Raw genomic sequence first — 19579 nt, forward strand, 5'->3', positions numbered from 1 at the left:
ACACTGGTCCTCGGATCCCGCGCGGCGTCCATCTTGTGAACCTCCCCAGGGCCGGAAGGCAGCAAGGATAAGCAAGCTCTGACGGGTGCGCGGGATCCCCTCATTTTTGTGGGGTGCAACCCCACGCCCGCCCGGCGGGGCTTCGCCCCCCCGGACCCCCACGGTCGGTCGCTGGGGCGACCCGGAAGGCCATCACGAGCCTCAGCAGCGAACGGCGGCGCGTGAAGGACTCCTTGCCTCGGCTCAGCCGAGGGAACTCGACCTTCACACCTTCATGTACTGCACGCGAGCAAAGCCGCAAGCCACGCGCAGGTATCCAAGAGAGGGTTCTAACCCTCCCAAACACTCGCGACCCTCCGCAAAACGCTCGAATCGGGCACTGCCACCCCGGAACTGTCCCCTGTGGACAGTCGAGGAGGCGCCAGGTCACCGTGACAAGCCCGCCGCCGCCTCGCTGCCCGCTTGATCAGTGGTTATGCGACTCTTCCGGGGCCCTGCGCCAGGTGCGAGAAGGGGTCTTCGCGGCCCGGCGACTCCGGACTTGCCAGCCGCTCGAGCACTGCCGGCCAGTCCGCGAACACGACACGGTTGACCTTCACGTGCGTTCTAGAAGATCCCGAAGACGTCCTTCGGCGGCACAGGTGACGGCAGGGCGTCCGCGTCGGTGATGGGTTTCGCTTTGCCTTGCAGGTCGCGGAGGTCTTCACCAGCGACGCAGCGGGCCGGATAGGCGGACGACGCGGCCCGGCGGGTCATCTCGGTCACCGGCAGTTCGACGCGGGAAGCGGCGACGACGATGTTCCCGAACCGGCGGCCCCGCAGGACACCCGGCTCCGCGAGCAGCGCGAGGTGCGGGAACGACGTCGCCAGTGTCGCCAGGAACCGGCGGAGGAACGGCAGGTTCGGGCCGTCGGAGACGTTGGCGAGGTAGGTCCCGGCCGGCCGGAGGACGCGCGCGGCCTCGTTCGTGAACTCGACGGTCGCGAGTCCACCGGCCAGGACTCCGCGCTCGAAAGCGTCCACGATCACCAGGTCGGCCGAAGCGTCGTACCTGCTGGAGACGCCTTCGCGGCCGTCGCCGACTCGGACCTTCAGGCCCTTCAGACCCAGTTGCTCGCGGATGAGCGCGACGAGCTCGCCGTCGGCGTCGAAGACCAGCTGCCGCGAGCGCGCCCGCGCGGCGGCGATGTAGCGCGGAAGCGTGCAGGCCGCCCCGCCGACGTGCAGTACGTCGAGCGGGCCCTCGCCGAGGCAGTCGACGACGTCGGCGATACGGCGGATGTAGTCGAACTCGAGATCCGTGGGGTCGTCGAGGTTGACGTGCGACTGGGCGACGCCGTCGACCGAGATCATCCAGGCGTTCGGGCGGTCGGCGTCCCGGAGCAGCTCGGCCGTGCCGAAGCGGACCGGATACTTGCCGGGGGTCGGTGCCGGTCTCACCTGTCGTGCCCTCCCGGTAGTCTCGCCGCGTGGCTCTAGCTCTATACCGAAAGTACCGTCCGGCTACCTTCGCCGAGGTCGTCGGGCAGGAGCATGTGACCGATCCGCTGCGTACGGCGCTCGCCGCCGGGCGCATCAACCACGCCTACCTCTTCTCCGGCCCGCGCGGCTGCGGCAAGACGTCGAGCGCCCGCATCATGGCGCGTTCACTGAACTGCGCGAAGGGCCCGACGCCGGATCCGTGCGGCGAGTGCAACTCGTGCCGCAACCTCGCGCCCGAAGGCCCCGGCAGCGTCGACGTCACCGAACTCGACGCCGCCAGCCACGGTGGCGTCGACGACGCCCGCGAGCTGCGGGACAGGGCCTTCTACGCCCCGGCGGACTCGCGCTACCGCGTCTTCATCATCGACGAGGCGCACATGGTCACCACGCAGGGCTTCAACGCCCTGCTGAAGATCGTGGAAGAGCCGCCGGAGCACCTGATCTTCATCTTCGCGACCACCGAACCGGACAAGGTGCTGCCCACCATCCGGTCGCGGACGCACCACTACCCCTTCCGGCTGATCCCGCCCAGCTCCATGCGTGAACTGCTGGAACGCAACGTCGCCGCCGAGGGCGCGCAGGTCGAGCCCGCGGTGTATCCGCTGGTCATCCGCGCGGGCGGTGGTTCGGCGCGGGACACGCAATCGGTGCTGGACCAGCTGCTGGCGGGGGCCGGGCCGGACGGCGTCGACTACTCGCGCGCGGTGTCGCTGCTGGGTGTCACCGACGTCGCGCTCATCGACGGCATGGTCGACGCGCTGGCCGCGGACGACGCGGCGGCCGTGTTCGGCACGGTCGAGAGCCTCGCCGAGGCCGGGCACGATCCGCGCCGGTTCGCCACCGACCTGCTCGACCGCCTGCGCGATCTGGTGATGCTGCGCTCGGTGCCGGACGCGGGCGAGCGCGGGCTGGTCGCCGCGCCGGACGACGAACTCAAGAAGATGAAGGAGCAGGCGGGCAAACTGGAGCCCGCCACGCTCTCGCGCTACGCCGACATCGTCCACAATGGACTCTTGGAGATGCGGGGCGCGACCTCGCCGCGGCTGGTGCTGGAACTGCTGACGGCGCGGATGCTGCTGCCGTCGGTCGCCGAGGGCACCGACGCGCTGCTCGCCCGTCTCGAACGGCTCGAGCGGCGTGCCGCCTCGGCCCCGGCGCCCGTCGCCAGTGCTCCGGCACAGGCTGCTCCGGCCGCGCAAGCCCCTCAGGCTGCTCCGGTGGCGCAGTCCGCGCCCGTCCCGGCCGCGACTTCGGGTGAACCCGTCCGCGAGTTCCAACGGCCGTCGCAACGCCCCGCCGCACCCGCTCAGCAGCCCGCGCCGTCCCCGCAGGCCGCACCGGCATCCCAGCCCGTCACGCGGCCGGAACCGGTCGCCGAACGGCCGGCCCCGCAACGCCCGTCCGCGCCCACCCCGCCGCCGGCCGCGCCCGCGGCGGCGGCAGCGCCTTCGGGTGGCTCGACGGACGTGGACGGGATCCGCGCCCGGTGGCCGCAGGTGCAGGCCGCGATCCGCAAGATCCCGGGCGGCACCGTCACCGGCGCGATGCTCACGCAGGCGAGTGTGGTGAGTGTCGAAGGCAACGCCGTCACGCTCACGCACAACGCGGAACCGGTGGTCCGCAGGCTTTCCGAACCGCTGCACACGGAGCGCATCGCGGCCGCGTTCAAGGCGGTCTTCGAAGACGACTGGCAGATCCGGTGCGTCCACGGCGCCGCGCAGCCCAGGCAGGCCGCCGCTCCCAAGGCCGCGCCGCCGCCGTCCGCGCCTGAGCGCTCCTTCACCCGCCGGTCAGCCGAAGCGCCCTCCGCCGCTCCGGCGCCTTCCGTGCCGAAGCCGGAGCCCCAGCGGTCGAAGGTGGTCACGACCGAGCCCGACATCCCGCTCCCGCCCGAGCCGGCGGAGGAGGACGAGGACCTCTACAACGAGGACGCGAGCCCCGCGCCGCCGCCTCCGCCGCTCCCGCCGGAGAAGGATCCGGAAGAGATCGCCCGGAAACTCCTCGCCGACCACCTCAACGCCCGCCCCCTCGACGAACGCAAGTAGTCACCTGGATGCGGGGGTCAGCGGGTCAGGGTGACCCGCCAGGCCGGGTGATCGGTGCCGGGGATCGACGTCTTCCCGGAGCTGCCGAAGCCGAAGGCGCCCCCGGCGATGATGTGCTGCACGCTGCCGTCGCCCTTCCGGAACGACCCGGCGGGAACGCACGCCTGCGCGCTCGGATCACCCGGGTAGCGCAGGTTCAGGTCACCGCCGAACACGGTGCCGGTGCCGTATTTCGCCAGCAGCCCCTTCAGGTCCTGACACTGCTGTTCGACCGCGGGCCGCTTCGTCGACAGGTGCGTGGTGCACGCGTTGACCGTGCCGAACTTCGCGCACAGGTAGGCGCGCTGTTCCGCCCCGCCGTCCTGAGGCCCGTAGTAGCCGCCTTCGCGCGCCTTCACCGCGCCGAGGTCCTGTCTGGCCAGCACCGCGATGCCGTACTCGCCACGCCCTGACGTGCACGGATACGGCGTCGTCCGGCCGTTCTCCTTCTTGCCGACGGGCTGCCACACGACCGTGTAGACCCGGCCCGACCGCGCCTTGACGTCGGCGGCCAGCTTCGTCGTTTCCGACGAGCAGGCCTCGTTCACCGTCACGACGGCCGGGTTCACCGCGACGATCGTGCTCGCGGCCTTCGCCATCGGGTTCGTCCCGCCCTGGTCGAAGCATTTCGCGACGCCGCTGCGGCACAGGTTCATCTGCAACACCGGGAAGTCCGTCGCCGCGGCGGCGGGGGCGGCCGTGCCGAGGAGCAGGGCGACGACGGCGAGTACCGATTTCATGGAGAGGTCCCTTCGTGGAGTTCCCCGGTGAGCAGTGCCGTGCCGAGGCGGGTGAGGTGGTGCAGGATGGCGCCGCCCTGCCTGGCGCTGGAGACGAGCCCGGCCTCGCGCAGCACGGCGGCCTGTTTGCTGGCCGTGCCGATCGAGGTGCCGAGGCAGGTGGCCAGCTTGCTGGTCGTACGCGGTACGCGCAGCGCGCCGAGGCTCTCGGCACGGGTCCGGCCGAGGAGCGCCACCAGTTCGGGGGACGTGTCCGCCGGACGGGCACTCGTCACGCGGGCGGGGTAGAGCAGCACCGGCGGCAGCGCCGGATCGATGAAGGTGACCGGTGTGTTCGCGCAGAACCGGCTCGGGATCAAGGTCAGCCCCCGGCCGCCGAGGTGGACGGTCCGCTCCCGGGGGTACGCGATCTCCAGCACCTCGCCGTCCCAGCCGCGCACGCCGGGGATGCCCCGCATCATCGCTCCCGCCCCCTCGGTGGCCAACGTGCGGACGCGGCGGGCGCGATCGGCGGCGACGGTCTCGCGCATGCCGTGCCAGAACGGCGCGATCACCAGTTCGTAGGAGTCGCGCAGGGCGCCGACGACCCCATGCACCTCCTCGCGATCGCCGTCGGCGAGCCGTTTCACCCAGTGCGGCGCGGCGCCGGTGAACACGGTCCGGAGATCGGCGCTCAACCGGCGGCGGGGTGTGCACGCCACCGCTTCGAGCCCGCTTTCGAACGATCCCGCCGAGCTGGGTGGGGTCAGGAAGTCGGGAAAGTTCCCCTTCGGCGGAACCAGCGTGAACAGCGTCTTCAGTGATCGTGCCGCTTCTTCGTTCTGCCGCGCGTCCAGCTGGACTCGCTGACGCCAGGCCGACGGGTGGTTCTCCCGCAGTTGATGTGAACCGAGAACCAGTTCCCACAACGGGTCGGGTGCTTCGGCGATCCGGATCGCTTGGAGATCCTCCCGGTCGAAGATCATGCGCAGTGTCATGCCATGTCCCCCTCAAGACGGCATTTCATTCCCCGGCGGTAACTCAAACGTGCCTGACGCCGCCCGGCAAGCAGTTCGCCCCGATCCGGGAGAGTGAGACGAAAACGCGGCGCTGACCTGCGGGAACGTGGACGCCTGAGACGTCTCTGGGACGGCAGGCGGCGGCAGGGTTTTCGCTGGGGCGAAAAGGTGTGTCCCCGTGCGCGGCCATCGGTGACGCTTCGTAGGCACCATTCGGGGAGGGTCCATGACAGCTGGAGAGCACGGCCGCGCCCTGGCGGAACTGCTCGTGGAGCTGAAACGGCGTAGTGGCCACAGCTACGAACGGATCGGCGCCAAGGCGCGGCTGAGCCGGTCGACGGTGCATCGCTACTGCAGCGGTGCCACCGTTCCGGTCGCCTTCGGTCCGCTGGAACGGATCGCGACGGTCTGCCGGGCCGGGCGCGACGAGCGGGCGAAGCTCTTCCGGTTGTGGGAAGGCGCGGACGCGGCAAGGGGGAGGGACGCCGCGTCCGCGCCTTCCGTTCCGGCGCCCGGGAAACGGAACCGGACGGGCTGGTGGCCTCGGCGCCTGCGGTGGAAGCGCCTAGCCGAGCCCTAGCCCGCTAGGTAGTCCTCGATGGCCTTCGCGATGACGGCCGCGTACTGCTGACGTCCTTCTTCGCTCGCCATCGCCGCCGCCTCGGCGGCGTTGCGCATGTTCCCGCATTCGACGAGCGCGGCCGGGCGGGTCGAGAGGTTGAGACCACCGAGGTCGCCGCGCGGGGCGAGCCCGTTCGAACCGAGGTACGTCGACGTCGGGAAGCCGCCCGCGCGGATGCCGTCCCGCAACGCCGTCGCGAGTTTCACCGAGGGCTCGCCCTGCTGGGCGTTCAGGGGCGGGGCGGAATAGGCGACGTGGAAACCGTGCGCTCCGGCGGAATTCGAGCCGTCCGCGTGGATCGACACGACGGCGTCCGCCTCGGCGTCGTTCCCGATCGCGGCGCGTTCGTTCACGCACGGCCCGACCCCGGTGTCGTTCTGCCGGGTGAGGATGACGCGGATTCCCTTGGCCGCCAAGGCCTGCGAGATCCGCTGCGACACATCCCAGGTGAACGCGTGCTCGGAATAGCCGGAATTCGTCGAGGTTCCGGTGGTGTTGCACGGTTTCGTCTTGCCGCGTCCCGCCGGGACCTGCTTGTTGATCTCGCCGGGCTTGCCGGAGTTGCCGCCGTTGTGGCCGGGATCGAGCACGACGACCTTGCCCGTCTTCGGCTGCCGGGTGCTCGGAGGCGGCTGAGGCGCGCTCGAAGGCGGCGCGCTCGTCGTGGGACTCGGCCGCGGAAGCGTGGTGAAGACCGTGGTGGTCCCCGGAGCGGACGGACTCGACGGCGAGGACGCGGGGGTGTCCACCCCGCACGCCGTGAACAGCGTCAAGCCGATCGCCACCATGAGGCCCATCCGTCGTCGCACGGCGCCCACGGTGCCACACGGGTGACGGCTAGGCTGGTAGGCGGCACGGGATTTTCCAGGAGAGGACCGATCGGATCATGGTGCAACCCGGTGGCGGCTTCGACCTGTCGCAGATCATGCAGCAGGCACAGCAGATGCAGCAGAAGCTCGTCGAGGCCCAGGAAGAGCTGGCCAACACGGAGGTGACCGGCACTTCCGGCGGCGGCCTGGTCACCGCGACCGTGTCCGGCGACAGTCAGCTCAAAGCGCTGGCCATCGACCCCAAGGTGGTCGACCCCGACGACGTCGAGACCCTGTCCGACCTGGTCGTCGCGGCCGTGCGGGACGCCTCTGCCAACGCGCAGAAGCTCACCGAACAGAAACTCGGCCCGCTCGCCGGCGGCCTCGGCGGCGGAATGCCGGACCTCGGCGGCTTCCCCGGGCTCGGCGGCTAGCTTGTACGAGGGTGTCGTCCAGGATCTGATCGACGAGCTCGGGCGGCTGCCCGGCGTCGGCCCCAAGAGCGCGCAACGGATCGCCTTCCACCTGCTGGCGGCCGATCCCGCGGATATCTCGCGCTTGCAGGAAGTGCTCGGCAAGGTCAAGGAAGGCGTGCAGTTCTGCGAGGTCTGCGGCAACGTCTCGGAGCAGGAGACCTGCCGGATCTGCCGCGACACCCGCCGCGATCTCACGGTCATCTGCGTGGTCGAGGAGCCGAAGGACGTCCTCGCCGTCGAGCGGACGCGCGAGTTCAAGGGCCGCTACCACGTACTCGGCGGCGCGCTGGACCCGTTGTCCGGCATCGGGCCGGAGCAGTTGCGCATGCGTGAGCTGCTCGCGCGGATCGGCGGCGCGGAGATCAGCGAGATCATCATCGCGACCGACCCGAACACCGAAGGCGAGGCGACCGCGACGTACCTCGTGCGGATGCTTCGCGACTTCCCCGGCCTGACCGTGACGCGGCTGGCGTCGGGGCTGCCGATGGGCGGTGACCTGGAGTTCGCGGACGAGCTGACGCTGGGGCGCGCTCTCTCCGGCAGGCGGGCTCTCTAGAAGTACATGAAGGCCCCCTTCCTTGCGCTAGGCGCGAGGAAGGGGGCCTTCATGTACTTGGGCCGCTTTCGCGACACGGTCGGCGGGCTAGCAGGTCCCGACGCTATGAAAGGTCCTTTCCTCGCAAATTTTGCGAGGAAAGGACCTTTCATAGCGTCCGTGAAGGCCGCGCGAAGCGTCAGCAGTAGCCCAGGCGGGCCAGGGTGTCGACGATGATCTCCGACGGGTGGAACTTGTCGACCCAGGACTCGCCGCGGCGGTTCTGGTAGGTGTCGAGGAAGTTCTGCAGCTTGTCCCCGCGCATCTCGGTCAGCACGACGGTCTCGCCGAGGTGCTGCGGCGTCTCGGTGCGCTCGCGGTGCACGGCGCACGGCAGGCCGAGGTAGTAGCACTCGGCCGACAGGCCGCCCGAGTCGGTGACGACGTATTCGGCGCGCGCGACCAGCGGCAGGAACTTCAGGTACCGCATCTTCGGCTGGAGGATGAAGTTCTTCTCGTCGAAGAGGTTCGCCAGGCCGAGCGAGCGGATCTTCTCGCGCTCGGGCGCGCCCGCCATGTAGAGGATCGGCATCTGCTTGCTCTGCTCGCGCAGGATCTCCAGCGCCTCGCGGTACTTGTCCGCGCGCGAGACCAGTTCGAACCGGTGCAGGGTGGCGAGGCCGAACTTCTCCGGCAGGCCCTCGACGTCGAGCGGGCCGTTGATGGCCATCCGCATCGCGTCGATCGCGGTGTTCGCCTCGGTGTCGACGACGACACCGCGCGCGTTGCGGAGGTTGTTCACCTCGCGCGCGCTCGGCGCGAAGTGCATGTCGACGATCTTCGCGGCGATCTTCCGGTTCAGCTCCTCCGGCAGCGGCGACATGATGCTGCCCGACCGCGCGCCCGCCTCGACGTGCCCGACCCGCGACTTGAGGATCCGCTTCCCGATGAGCGAGCCGTACGGCGTGGTGAACGTGTCACCGTGCACCAGCACCAGCGGCGGACGGCCGTCCTCGACCAGCGCGGCCTTCAGTTCGGCGCGGCGGCTCCACGCGGTGCGCAGCACCTGCGCGGCCCAGCCCGGCACCTGCGCGGGCGACTCCAGGTTGTGCGCCTTCTCCTTCGGCACCAGCCAGACGTCGGGCTCGGGGAGGTTCAGATCGGCGAGAACGTCCGAGACCTCGTCGACGTGCTGGGCGGTGAACCAGATCTTCGGCCGGACCCCGCGTTCGAGGATGCCGTGGTAGACCGGCGCGATTTTGATCAGTTCCGCCGTGGTGCCGAGAATGAAGGAAATCACCGGAACAGCCATTCTGTCGGGGTCTGCGGTGCCCGAAGGATACTGGTGGGCCGCGCAAGGTAGCCTCGCCGGGGTGAGTGCGAATTCGCTCCTCCCGGCCCTGTCCGTGGTGATCCCGGTCTACAACGAGCAGAACTGGATCGACCGCAGTGTGGGGGCGCTGATCGCGTCGGCACAGGCGGCGAACTGGCCGGTCGAGGTCGTCGTGGTCGACGACGGCAGCACCGACGGCACCGGCGACAAGCTCGCCAAGCTGCAGGAGCTGTACGGCATCACCGTGCTCACCCAGCCGAACAGCGGCCGGTTCGAGGCACGCCGGGCGGGGATCGCGAAGGCGTCCGGGCGGCAGATCCTGCTGCTCGACAGCCGCGTGATCGTGGACTCCGGCTCGCTCACCTTCCTCCGCGACCAGCTCGTGGACCATCCCGAACGCACGGTGTGGAACGGTCACGTCAACGTCGCGTCCGAACACAATCCGTATGCGGGATTCATGGCCGGGCTGGTCAAGATCCCGTGGCGCCGTTATTGCGCGAACCCGCGGTTGATGTCCTTCGGTATCGAAGAGTTCGACGTCTTCCCTAAAGGCACGGGATTCTTTTCCGCGCCGAAGGACGTTCTCGAGGATTCGTCCAACGCGTTCGAGTCGCTCTTCGAAGACGTCCGTTTCGCCAGTGACGACACGGGTGTTCTGCGCTGGATCGCCGAACGTCACCGCATCTTCCTCGCGCCCGGCTTCTCCGCGACCTACCACGGCCGGGATTCGTTCAAGAAGTTCATCGGCCAGTCGTATTTCCGCGGCACCACGTTCGTCGATTCGTATCTCGCGTCGCCCGGCCCCGCGCGCAACGGCCTGTTCGCCGCGATGGCTGTCGGAGTGCTCGGACTCGGTGTCGCCGCGAAGCGCCCGAAGACCGCTGTCGCGCTGGCCGCCGCGGGTTCCACGGCCGCCGGGTTCGCGGTGACGAAGTTCGGCGCAACCAAGGCCGAGGCCAAGGCGGTCGCCCAGCTCACCCCGGTGTTCGCCGCCGGCTTCGGCGCCGGAGCGCTCCGAGGCCTCTTCATGGCGCTGCGGGCCCGGCTGCGGCGATGAGCAGCACGGTGAGCAGCGAAAAACTGGCGAAGGACACCGGGAAATCCGCCGGGCGGATCGGCGTCTACCTGCTGATCGCGATCGCGCTCGGCTACGTCCTCACCGTCGTCTGGGGCCGGACGCTGTCGAAGGCCGACAACGCCATCCTGCTCTCCTTCTGGGGCATGTTGATGGGGCTGGGCGCCGCCCTGTCCCCGCTTGAGCAGGAGATCTCGCGCCAGTCCGCGCACGCCGCGCTCGAGGGGCGCAAGGCAGGGCGCCCGGCGGTGGTCGCGTTCGTCACCAGCGCGATCGCCGTGGCGATCGTCGGACTGGTCACGTTGCTTCCGCCGATCACCGACAAGGTCTACGGCGGCCAGTTCGCGCTCGCCGTGATCGTGCTCGCCGGCGGGCTTTCGTTCGCCTTCCAGTTCGCCGCGCGCGGGCTGCTGATCGGCCAGGACCACGTCCGGTCCTACTCCTGGCTGATCCTGGTCGAGGCGGCCGTACGGATCCTGGTGGTCGCCGCGCTGGTGGTCGCCGGGCTCACCCAGGTCTACTGGTTCGCCATCGCCGCCGCGACCGGCTCGTTCGCCTGGCTGCTCTTCGCCCGTGGTGCCGCCAAGCTGGTCGATCCCAAGCTCGAAGCCGACGTGCCCGCGAAGCCGATCGTCAAGAACATGCTGATGCTCCTCGCGGGCGCCGGGCTCACCGCGAGCGTCATCACCGGGTACCCCGCGCTGGTCAGCCTGCTCGCCCCCGGTGGCGACAAGGACAAGCTCGGCGTGCTCTTCCTCGCCCTGTTCGTGGCCAGGACGCCGCTCACGCTGATGGCGCCGGTCCAGGCCCTCGCGGTGCCGACCGTGGTGCGTCTGTCCAGCACCGAGGAGGGCAAGCACCGGCTGCGGAAGCTGCTCGCGCTCGGTTCGGTGGGTGCGCTGGCGCTCGCGGCACTCGGTGCGCTGATCGGCTGGCTGATCGGCCCGTGGGTCGTGCGCCTGGTCTACGACGCCAAGAACAACCCCGAGGCCTGGTGGATGGCCGGGCTCGTCTGGTCCTCGGTGCTGCTGGCCGCGATGCAGCTGCTCGCCGCCGTCCTCGTCGCGCAGGCCAAGGCCACGAAGGTGTTGATCACCTGGGCGGCCGTCGTCGTCGCGACCGCGCTGGTCCTGCTGTTCTTCCCGGGCGACACCGTCGTGCGCGCCGTCGTCGGCCTCGCCGCCGGACCGACCGTCGGCCTGCTTGTCGTCATGGCGTTCGTGGTGCGCGGCACGCCCGGGCCGGGCAACGCGCGGCCTTCCGAAACGTCTCGATAGTGTGGCGGCGCCATCGCGCGCCGCGAACTTCGGTGGCGTTCCTGACGCCGAATAGGGTTGGACAGCGAATTCGATGAACGTTCTTTTGGTCTTGCTGGCGTTCTGGCTGCCGGGGCTCGTCTTCGGCGCCGCGATCAGGCTGCGCGGCTGGACCCTCGCCGCCGCGGCCCCGCTGCTGACCTTCGGCCTCGTCGCCATCGGCGTCCCGATCCTCGGCCGCTTCGGCATCCGCTGGACGATGCTGAACGTCGGCCTGTGGGTGTTGCTGCTGTCCCTCGTCGGCTTCGGCCTTTCGTTCCTCGTGCTCCGCTTCACCGCGAAGCGGCACCCAGAGTGGGCCGAGGACGAAGAAGACGACGACGACGAGACGAAACGCTCTCTGCGCGATCACCTGCTGATCGGCGCCGGTGTCGTGGTGGGCCTCGGCGTCGGCCTGGTCACCTTCCTGCGTGGTTCGCACACCCTGGAGAACGTCCAGCAGGGCTGGGACGCCCCGTTCCACGGCAACCTGGTGCGCTGGATCGCCGAGCACGGCGACGCACGCGCGTCGACCGTCGGCACCATCGCGAACCTGCCGAACCAGCACGACTACTTCTACCCGGACACCTACCACGCGCTGCTCGCCCTGATCTTCGGCAAGGGCGGCCTGACGATGATGCCGACGCTGAACCTGGCGGCGCTCATGGTCGTGCTGACCGTCCCGGTCGGCGTCGCGGCGATGTGCCGCGCCTGGCGCATGCCGGTCCTCGCGACCGCCGCCGCCGCGGCCGTGTCCACCTGGTTCACCGCGTTCCCGTACGACTCGCTGTGGCGCGGTCCGCTGTGGCCGTACGTCGCCGGGGTGGCGCTCGTGCCCGCGATGCTCGCGCTCGCCCGCCTGCTGCTCAAGCCGAACGGCGTCGCCGGACCGGTCGCGATCGGCGTCGGCGTCGCCGGGCTGGCCGGCCTGCACACCAGCCTGATCTTCGTGATCATGGTCTACTTCCTGCTGATCCTGCTCGCGGTGCTGTTCCGCTTCGAGAAGATCGACTGGCGCCGCAGCGCTGCTTCCCTGGTGGCCACGATCGTGGTGGCGGTCGTACTCGGCGTGCCACAGGTCCTGCCCGCGCTCTACAACGCGGGCGGAGTGACGAGCGCGTTCTGGGCGTCGGAGACCAGCGTGTCCGGCGCGCTCGGGCAGACCATCACGTTCTCGCCGATGGCGTCGTTCCCACAGTGGTGGATCGGCATCCCGGCGATCATCGGTGTGTTCTTCCTGGTCCGGCACCGGCGGATGCTCTGGATGGTCGGCGCGTACGTCGTACTCGGCGGCCTGTTCGCCGCGACGATCTCGCTGGAGACCCCGCTCATCCACACCCTGACCGGCGTGTTCTACAACGACCACTGGCGGATCGGCGCGCTCGTTCCGCTGGCGGGCGCCGTCGCGTTCGGCGAGTTCGTGCACACCACGTCGGGCAAGATCGCGGAGAAGCTCGGCGAGCGCAGGCCCGGCCTGAACCCGGTCACCGCCGCCATCGCGGGCGCGGTGGTGGTCGGCCTGGTCGTCACGGTGCTGAGCAAGGGCGGCTACATCGGCCGCAACTCCGCGCGGCTCGCGATGAACTACGGCGAGGGTCCCTCGGTCAGCAAGGGCGAGGAAGAGGCCTACGCCTGGCTCGGGAAGCACGTCGTGCCGGGCGAGCGCGTGATGAACGACAAGGCCGACGGCTCGGTGTGGATGTACGCCCTTTCGGGGGTTCAACCGGTCGAGTGGACCAACTACGGCGCCGAGTTCACCACCAAGGCGGGCTGGCTCAGCGTCTTCCTGAACGACATCAACCGCGAGCCGCGCGTGCGCGAGGCGCTCACCGACCTCAAGGTGCGTTACGTGCTCGTCGGCAAGGGCAAGGTGGCCTCCAACGCGCAGTCCGCGGTGGGTCTCCAGCGCCTCGACATCACTCCGGGTTTCAAACGCGTCTTCCACAACCTCGACGCGTCGGTTTACGAAATCGAAGGTCAGCAAGGTGTGGTCGCCGATGGCGCGCCCGCCGGGTCCGACACCGCTCACGGCCAGTAAGAAGATAGAGTGATCCAGTGTCCAGTACGTCCGTGACCACCCGCCGCGTACTCATCGTGATGCCCGCGTTGAACGAGCAGGCCAGTGTCGGCGCGGTCATTTCCCAGGTCAAGCAGTCCTTGCCGGGCATGGACGTGCTGGTCGTCGACGACGGCTCGTCCGACGACACGGCCAAACTCGCCCGCGCGGCGGGCGCGGAGGTGGCCCGCCTGGCGGTGAACCTCGGCGTCGGCGGGGCGATGCGCACCGGCTTCCGGTACGCCGCCGCCCGCGGCTACGACGTCGTCGTGCAGGTGGACGCGGACGGCCAGCACGATCCCGACGAGGTCGCCGCCCTGCTGGACGCGCTCGACGACGCCGACATCGCGATCGGCTCGCGGTTCGCCGGCAAGGGTTCGTACAAGGCGAGCGGCCCGCGGAAATACGCGATGGTCGCGCTCTCGCTCGTTTTCTCCCGGCTCGGGAAGACCAAGCTCACCGACGTGACCTCCGGGTTCAAGGCGATGGGCCCGCGCGCGATCAAACTGTTCGCCGCGTACTACCCGGCCGAATACCTCGGCGACACGGTCGAATCGCTCGTGATGGCGATCCGCGCCGAACTGAAGATCAAGGAAATCCCGGTGATCATGCGCGAACGGGCGGCCGGAACGCCGAGCCATTCGCCGGTGAAATCGGCCGTCTACCTCGGCCGCGCCGGACTCGCCCTGCTGCTGGCGCTGGTGCGCCGCCGCCCCGCCGTCGACTCGTCGGATTCGGCGTAAAAGGAGCTGATTATGGCTGGCTGGCGCATTCTCAGCATCGTCGTCGCCTGTCTCGTGCTGTTCGTCGTCCTCGAGATGATGCGACGGCGGAAACTGCGGGAAAAGTACGCGGGTGTCTGGCTCGTCCTCGCCGTCGGCGTGGTCGTGCTCGCCCTCGTTCCGCAGGCCGCCGACTTCCTGGCCCGGGTAACCGGCGTTCAGACGCCGTCGAACTTCGTATTCCTCTTGGCCGGTGTGGTGCTCGCACTGGTCGCGCTGCATCTGTCGACCGAGGTCGGGCATCTCGAAGAAGAGGTCCGGACCTCCGTCGAGGAGATCGCGCTGCTCCGCTGCGAACTCGCCGACGCCCAGCGTGACCTGGAAGAACGCGTCGCCGCGCTCGAAGCCAGGACGGCCGCGCCCGACAACGTCAAAGGGCTCCCCGAAGTGAGCCCCGCACGCGCACGCTGATCGACGCCCTTTTCGCGGCCCCGCCGAGGTTGGGCGCCGTCCGCGTGCTCGCCGTCGACGGCCCGTCCGGCTCCGGGAAGTCCACGCTGGCCGGGAAGATCGTGGCCGAACTCGCCGGCCGCGGCGTTCACGTCGCGCTGGTGAGCACCGACGAGTTCGCCACCTGGGACGAGCCCGTCTCATGGTGGCCGCGCCTGGAAACCGGGGTACTGGAACCGTTGCGCGCGGGCAGGCCCGGCCGCTACCGGCGCGTGGACTGGACCAGCGGCACCCCTCGACCGGGTGAAGAAGTCGAGATCCCGGCCCCCGACGTCCTGGTGCTGGAAGGCGTTTCCAGTGGCCGCGCGCGGATCCGGCCGTCGTTGTCGCTGCTGACCTGGCTCGACGGCGGGAACGAGGCCGAACGCCTCGACCGTGCGACGGGCCGCGACGGCGAGGAATCCCGTGTGGACCTCCGGCGCTGGCAACTGTTCGAACGCGGGTGGTTCGCCGTGGACGGGACCCGTGCCGCGGCGGACCGGGTGCAGGTGGTCGTGAGTGGCGATTCGGGTTAGAGCCAAGGGTGTCTTGGGTACCTACGTGGGTTCCGGCTGCGCGTGAAGGCCCCCTTCCCTCGGCTCAGCCGAGGAAACTCGACCTTCACACCTTGCCGAGTACATGAAGGACTCCTTCCTTGCGCCTGGCGCAAGGAAGGAGTCCTTCATGTACCTCAGGCCGGGCAAGAGGGCGCCGGCTGCGGGCCGACACTTACCGCCCGTGCACACGTTCAGCTGTCCGTGAAGGCCTCCTTGAGGGACTCTGGGTCCCTCAAGGAGGCCTTCACGGACTTCAGGACTCGGCACGGCACCTTTGTGCAGGGAGGCCCTACCACTTGTGAGAGGGGCCCGATACCCACGGATGTCCTGTTTTGTCAGTGACCCATTGGTAGTAGCGGTAAGCACCCATTTGAGTCAGTGACCCGGCACTCTGCGCGTTAGTGGTCCGGAATTGATTACACTCCGTCCAGAATTGCGGACACTTTGCGGTCGTATTGGCCGTCGTGTAGCGCGATCGTAACCTCGCGTGCTTAAGTGCGGGCTGAGTTCCCGCTAGTGTCGGCGAGCACACCGATCGTCCGCGGAGTTCGAGTTTCGACCGATCGACGCCGACGGTGCCTAAACACCGAATATCTCCTCAAGGGGTGCCAGATGCAGCAACTGCGGGTGACCCGAGCACGCCGTGTGGCCCTGATCGGGCTTGCCGGCGCACTCGCGGTCTCCATTTCCGCCTGTGCCGAATCGAAGCGTGAAGAAGGCGCAGGGGGTGGCTCGGGAGGCACCATGGTCTTCGGAGCCGCCGGTAACCCGAAGACGTTCGACCCGCTCTTCAACGACGACGGTGAAACCTTCCGCATCATCCGCCAGATGATGGACACGCTGATCATGAACAAGCCGGGGACAGCGGACCTCGAGCCTGGTCTCGCGGAGAAGTGGGAAGGCAGCAACGAAGGCAAGACCTGGACCTTCTCCCTGAAGAAGGGCGTGAAGTTCCACGACGGCACCCCGTTCAACGCCGAAGCGGTCTGCTTCAACTTCAACCGCATGTTCAACATGAAGGGCGCCGCCGCCCAGAGCCAGATGATCTACTACGGCGACGTCTTCGAGGGCTTCGCCAAGAACGAGGGCGACGCTTCCGGCGACCCGGTGTTCAAGGACTGCCAGGCCAAGGACGAGTCCACCGCCGTCCTGAACCTGAACAAGGCCAAGGGCGCCTTCCCGGCGGCCTTCACCCTTCCGTCGCTGTCCATCCAGAGCCCGGACGCGCTGAAGAAGTACAACGCCGACGCCGTCACCCAGAGCGGTGACTCGTTCTCCTACCCGGAGTACGCGCTGAAGCACCCGACCGGCACCGGCCCGTTCAAGTTCGAGAGCTGGGACCAGGCCAAGGGTGAGATCACGCTGGTCAAGGCCACCGACTCGCCGACCCAGACGGCCAAGCTCGACAAGCTGGTCTTCAAGGTCATCCCGGATGAGAACGCCCGCAAGCAGGCGCTCAAGGCCGGCGACATCCAGGGCTACGACTACCCGTCGCCCGCGGACTACGGCCTGCTGCGCAACGACGGCGAGCAGGTGCTCATCCGCCCGTCGTTCAACATCCTGTACCTGGGCATCAACCAGAAGAACAACCCGAAGCTGAAGGACCCCAACGTCCGCAAGGCGCTGGCGTACGGCCTCAACCGTGAGCAGTTCGTGAAGTCGAAGCTCCCCGAGGGCGCCGAGACCGCGACGCAGTTCGTGCCGAAGGCGATCGACGGCTACAACGAGAACGTCACCAAGTACGACTACAACCTTCAGAAGGCGAAAGACCTGCTGAAGGCGGCCGGCGCCGAGGGCATGACCCTCAAGTTCTACTACCCGACCGAGGTCACCCGGCCGTACATGCCGAACCCGGCCGACATCTTCACCTCGCTGTCCGAGGACATGAAGGCCATGGGCATCAAGGTCGAGCCGATCGCCAAGCCGTGGAACGGTGGCTACAAGGACGACGTCCAGAAGGCGGGCAAGCACGACGTGCACCTGCTCGGCTGGACCGGTGACTACAACGACGCCGGTAACTTCGTCGGCACCTTCTTCGGCCGCGAGAAGGCGGAGTTCGGTTTCAGCAACCCCGAGCTCTTCAACGCCCTCTCCGCCGCGGACGCCGCGCCCGCCGGCGAGGCGCACACCAAGGCGTACCAGGAAGTCAACAAGCAGATCATGGAATACCTGCCCGCCATCCCGATCTCCTACGGCCCCCCGGCGATCGTCGTCGGCCCGAAGGTGAAGGGTCTGGTCGCCAGCCCGCTGACCGACGAGCGCTTCTACACCGTCACGGTCAACTGATCCACCACCACTAAGCCACCAGGGGGTGGGCGCTACCGCGCCCGCCCCCTGTGGCCCATTCCCGGGCTGGCAACAAAGGAACGCACGTGCTCCGTTTTCTCGTGCGTCGGCTGCTACAAGCGATACCGACGCTCTTGATCCTGTCCATTTTGATCTTCGCCTGGCTTCGGTCCCTTCCCGGCGGCCCCGCCGGCGCCCTCCTGGGTGACAAGGCGACCCCGGAGAAGATCGCCGACCTGAACAAGCTCCTCGGCCTCGACGATCCGATCTTCGTCCAGTACTTCAAGTTCCTCGGCCGGGCGATCACCGGCGACTTCGGCAACTCGCTGGTCTCCGCCCAGCCGGTCATGTCGGAGATCGGGAACTTCCTGCCCGCCACCCTCGAGCTCGGCTTCTGCGCGATGCTCATCGCGGTGGGCTTCGGCATCCCGTTCGGCTACCTGTCCGCCCGCTTCCGCGGCGGGGCCGTCGACAACGTCATCATCGTGCTGAGCCTGGTCGGCGTCGCGGTGCCGGTGTTCTTCCTCGGCTACATGATGCAGGACCTGCTGGCCGCCCCGCTGGGACTTCCCTCGCAGGGCCGTCAGATGGCGGGCCTCGACGCCACCACCGTCACCGGGTTCGCCGTCCTCGACGGCATCATCACCCAGGAATGGGACGCCGCCTGGGACGCGATCGCCCACCTGATCCTCCCGGCGTTCGCGCTGGCCACGATCCCGCTCGCGGTCATCGTGCGGATCACCCGGGCTTCGGTGCTGGACGTGCTGAACGAGGACTTCATCCGCACGGCCAACTCGAAGGGCCTGACCCAGCCGATCGTCCGGCGCCGTCACGTGCTCCGCAACGGCCTGCTGCCGGTGGTCACCGTCATCGGTCTCCAGACCGGCGCGCTGCTCGGTGGCGCCGTGCTGACCGAGCGGGTGTTCAACTTCCGCGGCCTCGGCTTCCTGCTCGCCGAAGGCATCGAACGGCGTGACTACCCGCGTCTGCAGGCGCTGCTGCTGTTCGGCGCGCTGGTCTACGTGCTGGTGAACATGCTGGTCGACGTCTCGTACGGGCTCATCGACCCGAGGGTGCGTGTCCGATGAACACTTTGCTGAACAAGAAGAAGGAGCCGATCGACAAGCTCGCGGCTTCGTCGGCGAAGGGGCACAGCCTCGGTGGCGAGGCGCTGCGCCGGATGATGCGGAGCCCGGTGGCCATCACCGGCGCCGTGATCACCGGCCTGTTCCTGCTGGTGGCCATCTTCGCGCCGCTTCTGGCGCCGAAGGATCCCTACGAGCGGTATCTGCAGAGCCAGGTCATCCTCGGCCAGGGCATCATTCCGGGCGCTCAGCCCGGTTTCCCGCTCGGTGTCGACGACTTCGGCCGCGACTACCTTTCGCGGCTGCTGGTCGGCGCGCAGAACACGCTGCTGGTCGGTGTGCTCGCGACGATCATCGGCGTCGTGGTCGGCATGATCATCGGTGGTCTCGCCGGTGCTTTCGGCGGCTGGGTCGACACCGTGCTGATGCGGCTCGTCGACGTCATGCTGTCCGTGCCGTCGCTGCTGCTGGCGATCTCGGTCGCCGCGCTGTTCCAGAAGCCGAGCCAGTGGACGGTGATCGTCGCGGTGTCGATGGTCAGCGTGCCGATCTTCGCGCGGTTGCTGCGTGGTTCGATGCTCGCGCAACGGAACAGCGACCATGTGCTCGCGGCGACGTCGCTCGGCGTCAAACGCAGGGCGGTCGTGTTGCGGCACATGCTGCCCAACTCGCTCGGCCCGGTCATCGTGCAGGCCACGCTGACCCTGGCGACCGCCATCCTCGAGGCGGCGGCGCTGTCGTTCCTCGGTCTCGGCGACCCGGACCCGAACCGGGCGGAATGGGGCATCATGCTGAGCCGCAGCGCTCGGCAGTTCCTCGACATCCGCCCCGAGCTGGCGTACTACCCGGCCATCGCGATCATCATCGTCGCGCTCGGGTTCACGCTGCTCGGTGAGTCCTTGCGGGAAGCCCTCGATCCGAAGAACAGGCGGTGA

Annotated in this window: 18 protein-coding genes and 1 other RNA gene; 14 read left to right on the plus strand and 5 right to left on the minus strand. The window is 68.7% G+C overall.

Features of this window, described 5'->3' with window-relative positions; translation table 11 throughout:
• Positions 1–9: 9 nt before the first annotated feature.
• Positions 10–104: signal recognition particle sRNA small type (gene ffs, locus DL991_RS15255), an RNA gene on the plus strand.
• Between the two features lie 502 nt (positions 105–606).
• On the opposite strand, the gene DL991_RS15260 is transcribed toward ffs, so the two are convergent.
• Complete coding sequence (locus tag DL991_RS15260) at positions 607–1440, minus strand: spermidine synthase (RefSeq protein WP_125784951.1); 834 nt, start codon at positions 1438–1440, stop codon at positions 607–609.
• Between the two features lie 29 nt (positions 1441–1469).
• Here DL991_RS15260 and DL991_RS15265 point away from each other — a divergent pair, with 29 nt between their 5' ends.
• Positions 1470–3527 (plus strand): DNA polymerase III subunit gamma and tau, encoded by a 2058-nt coding sequence (locus DL991_RS15265; RefSeq protein ID WP_125784952.1) that lies wholly within the window; start codon positions 1470–1472, stop codon positions 3525–3527.
• A 17-nt stretch (positions 3528–3544) separates the two neighbouring features.
• Here the strand turns inward: DL991_RS15265 and DL991_RS15270 are convergent, their stop codons facing one another.
• Positions 3545–4306, minus strand: coding sequence for an endonuclease/exonuclease/phosphatase family protein (locus DL991_RS15270; RefSeq protein ID WP_125784953.1), 762 nt, complete (start codon positions 4304–4306; stop codon positions 3545–3547).
• Positions 4303–5283, minus strand: coding sequence for a helix-turn-helix transcriptional regulator (locus tag DL991_RS15275; protein WP_125784954.1), 981 nt, complete (start codon positions 5281–5283; stop codon positions 4303–4305). Before DL991_RS15275 ends, DL991_RS15270 begins: the two co-directional genes overlap by 4 nt.
• Positions 5284–5530: 247 nt before the next feature.
• Between DL991_RS15275 and DL991_RS15280 the strand changes: the two genes are divergently transcribed.
• The gene (locus DL991_RS15280; protein ID WP_125784955.1) at positions 5531–5884 is read left to right on the plus strand and encodes a helix-turn-helix transcriptional regulator; all 354 of its coding nucleotides are present in this window, start codon (positions 5531–5533) and stop codon (positions 5882–5884) included.
• Here the strand turns inward: DL991_RS15280 and DL991_RS15285 are convergent.
• A complete protein-coding gene (locus DL991_RS15285) occupies positions 5881–6723 on the minus strand; it encodes an N-acetylmuramoyl-L-alanine amidase (RefSeq protein WP_125785022.1) in 843 nt (280 codons plus the stop codon). The two genes, DL991_RS15280 and DL991_RS15285, sit on opposite strands and share 4 nt — an antisense overlap.
• Positions 6724–6812: 89 nt before the next feature.
• Between DL991_RS15285 and DL991_RS15290 the strand changes: the two genes are divergently transcribed.
• Positions 6813–7169, plus strand: coding sequence for a YbaB/EbfC family nucleoid-associated protein (locus DL991_RS15290; RefSeq protein ID WP_125784956.1), 357 nt, complete (start codon positions 6813–6815; stop codon positions 7167–7169).
• A 1-nt stretch (position 7170) separates the two neighbouring features.
• Positions 7171–7767 carry a recombination mediator RecR gene (gene recR, locus DL991_RS15295; protein WP_125784957.1) on the plus strand — a complete coding sequence of 199 codons (597 nt, stop codon included), beginning with the start codon at positions 7171–7173 and terminating at the stop codon, positions 7765–7767.
• Between the two features lie 178 nt (positions 7768–7945).
• Here recR and DL991_RS15300 read toward each other — a convergent pair whose 3' ends face one another.
• Entirely contained in the window at positions 7946–9058 is a 1113-nt protein-coding gene (locus DL991_RS15300) for a UDP-N-acetylglucosamine 2-epimerase (RefSeq protein ID WP_125784958.1), read from the minus strand.
• A gap of 61 nt (positions 9059–9119) precedes the next feature.
• On the opposite strand from DL991_RS15300, the gene DL991_RS15305 reads away from it, so the two are divergent.
• The 9 genes from DL991_RS15305 to DL991_RS15345 all read left to right on the plus strand — a co-directional run bounded on the left by DL991_RS15305 (position 9120) and on the right by DL991_RS15345 (position 19579).
• Entirely contained in the window at positions 9120–10136 is a 1017-nt protein-coding gene (locus DL991_RS15305) for a glycosyltransferase family A protein (RefSeq protein WP_125784959.1), read from the plus strand.
• On the plus strand, positions 10133–11431 hold the full coding sequence (locus tag DL991_RS15310) for a hypothetical protein (protein ID WP_125784960.1): 1299 nt from the start codon (positions 10133–10135) through the stop codon (positions 11429–11431). The genes DL991_RS15305 and DL991_RS15310 overlap by 4 nt, the downstream gene beginning before the upstream one ends.
• Before the next feature lie 73 nt (positions 11432–11504).
• Positions 11505–13487 (plus strand): DUF6541 family protein, encoded by a 1983-nt coding sequence (locus tag DL991_RS15315; protein WP_125784961.1) that lies wholly within the window; start codon positions 11505–11507, stop codon positions 13485–13487.
• A gap of 17 nt (positions 13488–13504) precedes the next feature.
• Positions 13505–14248: a glycosyltransferase family 2 protein gene (locus tag DL991_RS15320; protein ID WP_255431295.1), complete on the plus strand. Its 744-nt coding sequence runs from the start codon at positions 13505–13507 to the stop codon at positions 14246–14248.
• A gap of 12 nt (positions 14249–14260) precedes the next feature.
• The gene (locus DL991_RS15325) at positions 14261–14698 is read left to right on the plus strand and encodes a DUF2304 domain-containing protein (protein ID WP_125784962.1); all 438 of its coding nucleotides are present in this window, start codon (positions 14261–14263) and stop codon (positions 14696–14698) included.
• Positions 14695–15252 carry a uridine kinase gene (locus DL991_RS15330; protein ID WP_125784963.1) on the plus strand — a complete coding sequence of 186 codons (558 nt, stop codon included), beginning with the start codon at positions 14695–14697 and terminating at the stop codon, positions 15250–15252. The genes DL991_RS15325 and DL991_RS15330 overlap by 4 nt, the downstream gene beginning before the upstream one ends.
• Before the next feature lie 765 nt (positions 15253–16017).
• Positions 16018–17559, plus strand: a complete 1542-nt coding sequence (locus DL991_RS15335) for an ABC transporter substrate-binding protein (RefSeq protein WP_125784964.1) — start codon at positions 16018–16020, stop codon at positions 17557–17559.
• A gap of 86 nt (positions 17560–17645) precedes the next feature.
• Entirely contained in the window at positions 17646–18647 is a 1002-nt protein-coding gene (locus DL991_RS15340) for an ABC transporter permease (RefSeq protein WP_125784965.1), read from the plus strand.
• Positions 18644–19579, plus strand: a complete 936-nt coding sequence (locus DL991_RS15345) for an ABC transporter permease (protein ID WP_125784966.1) — start codon at positions 18644–18646, stop codon at positions 19577–19579. The genes DL991_RS15340 and DL991_RS15345 overlap by 4 nt, the downstream gene beginning before the upstream one ends.

Source organism: Amycolatopsis sp. WAC 01375 (assembly GCF_003947325.1).
In the GTDB taxonomy this organism is placed as follows: Bacteria; Actinomycetota; Actinomycetes; order Mycobacteriales; family Pseudonocardiaceae; genus Amycolatopsis.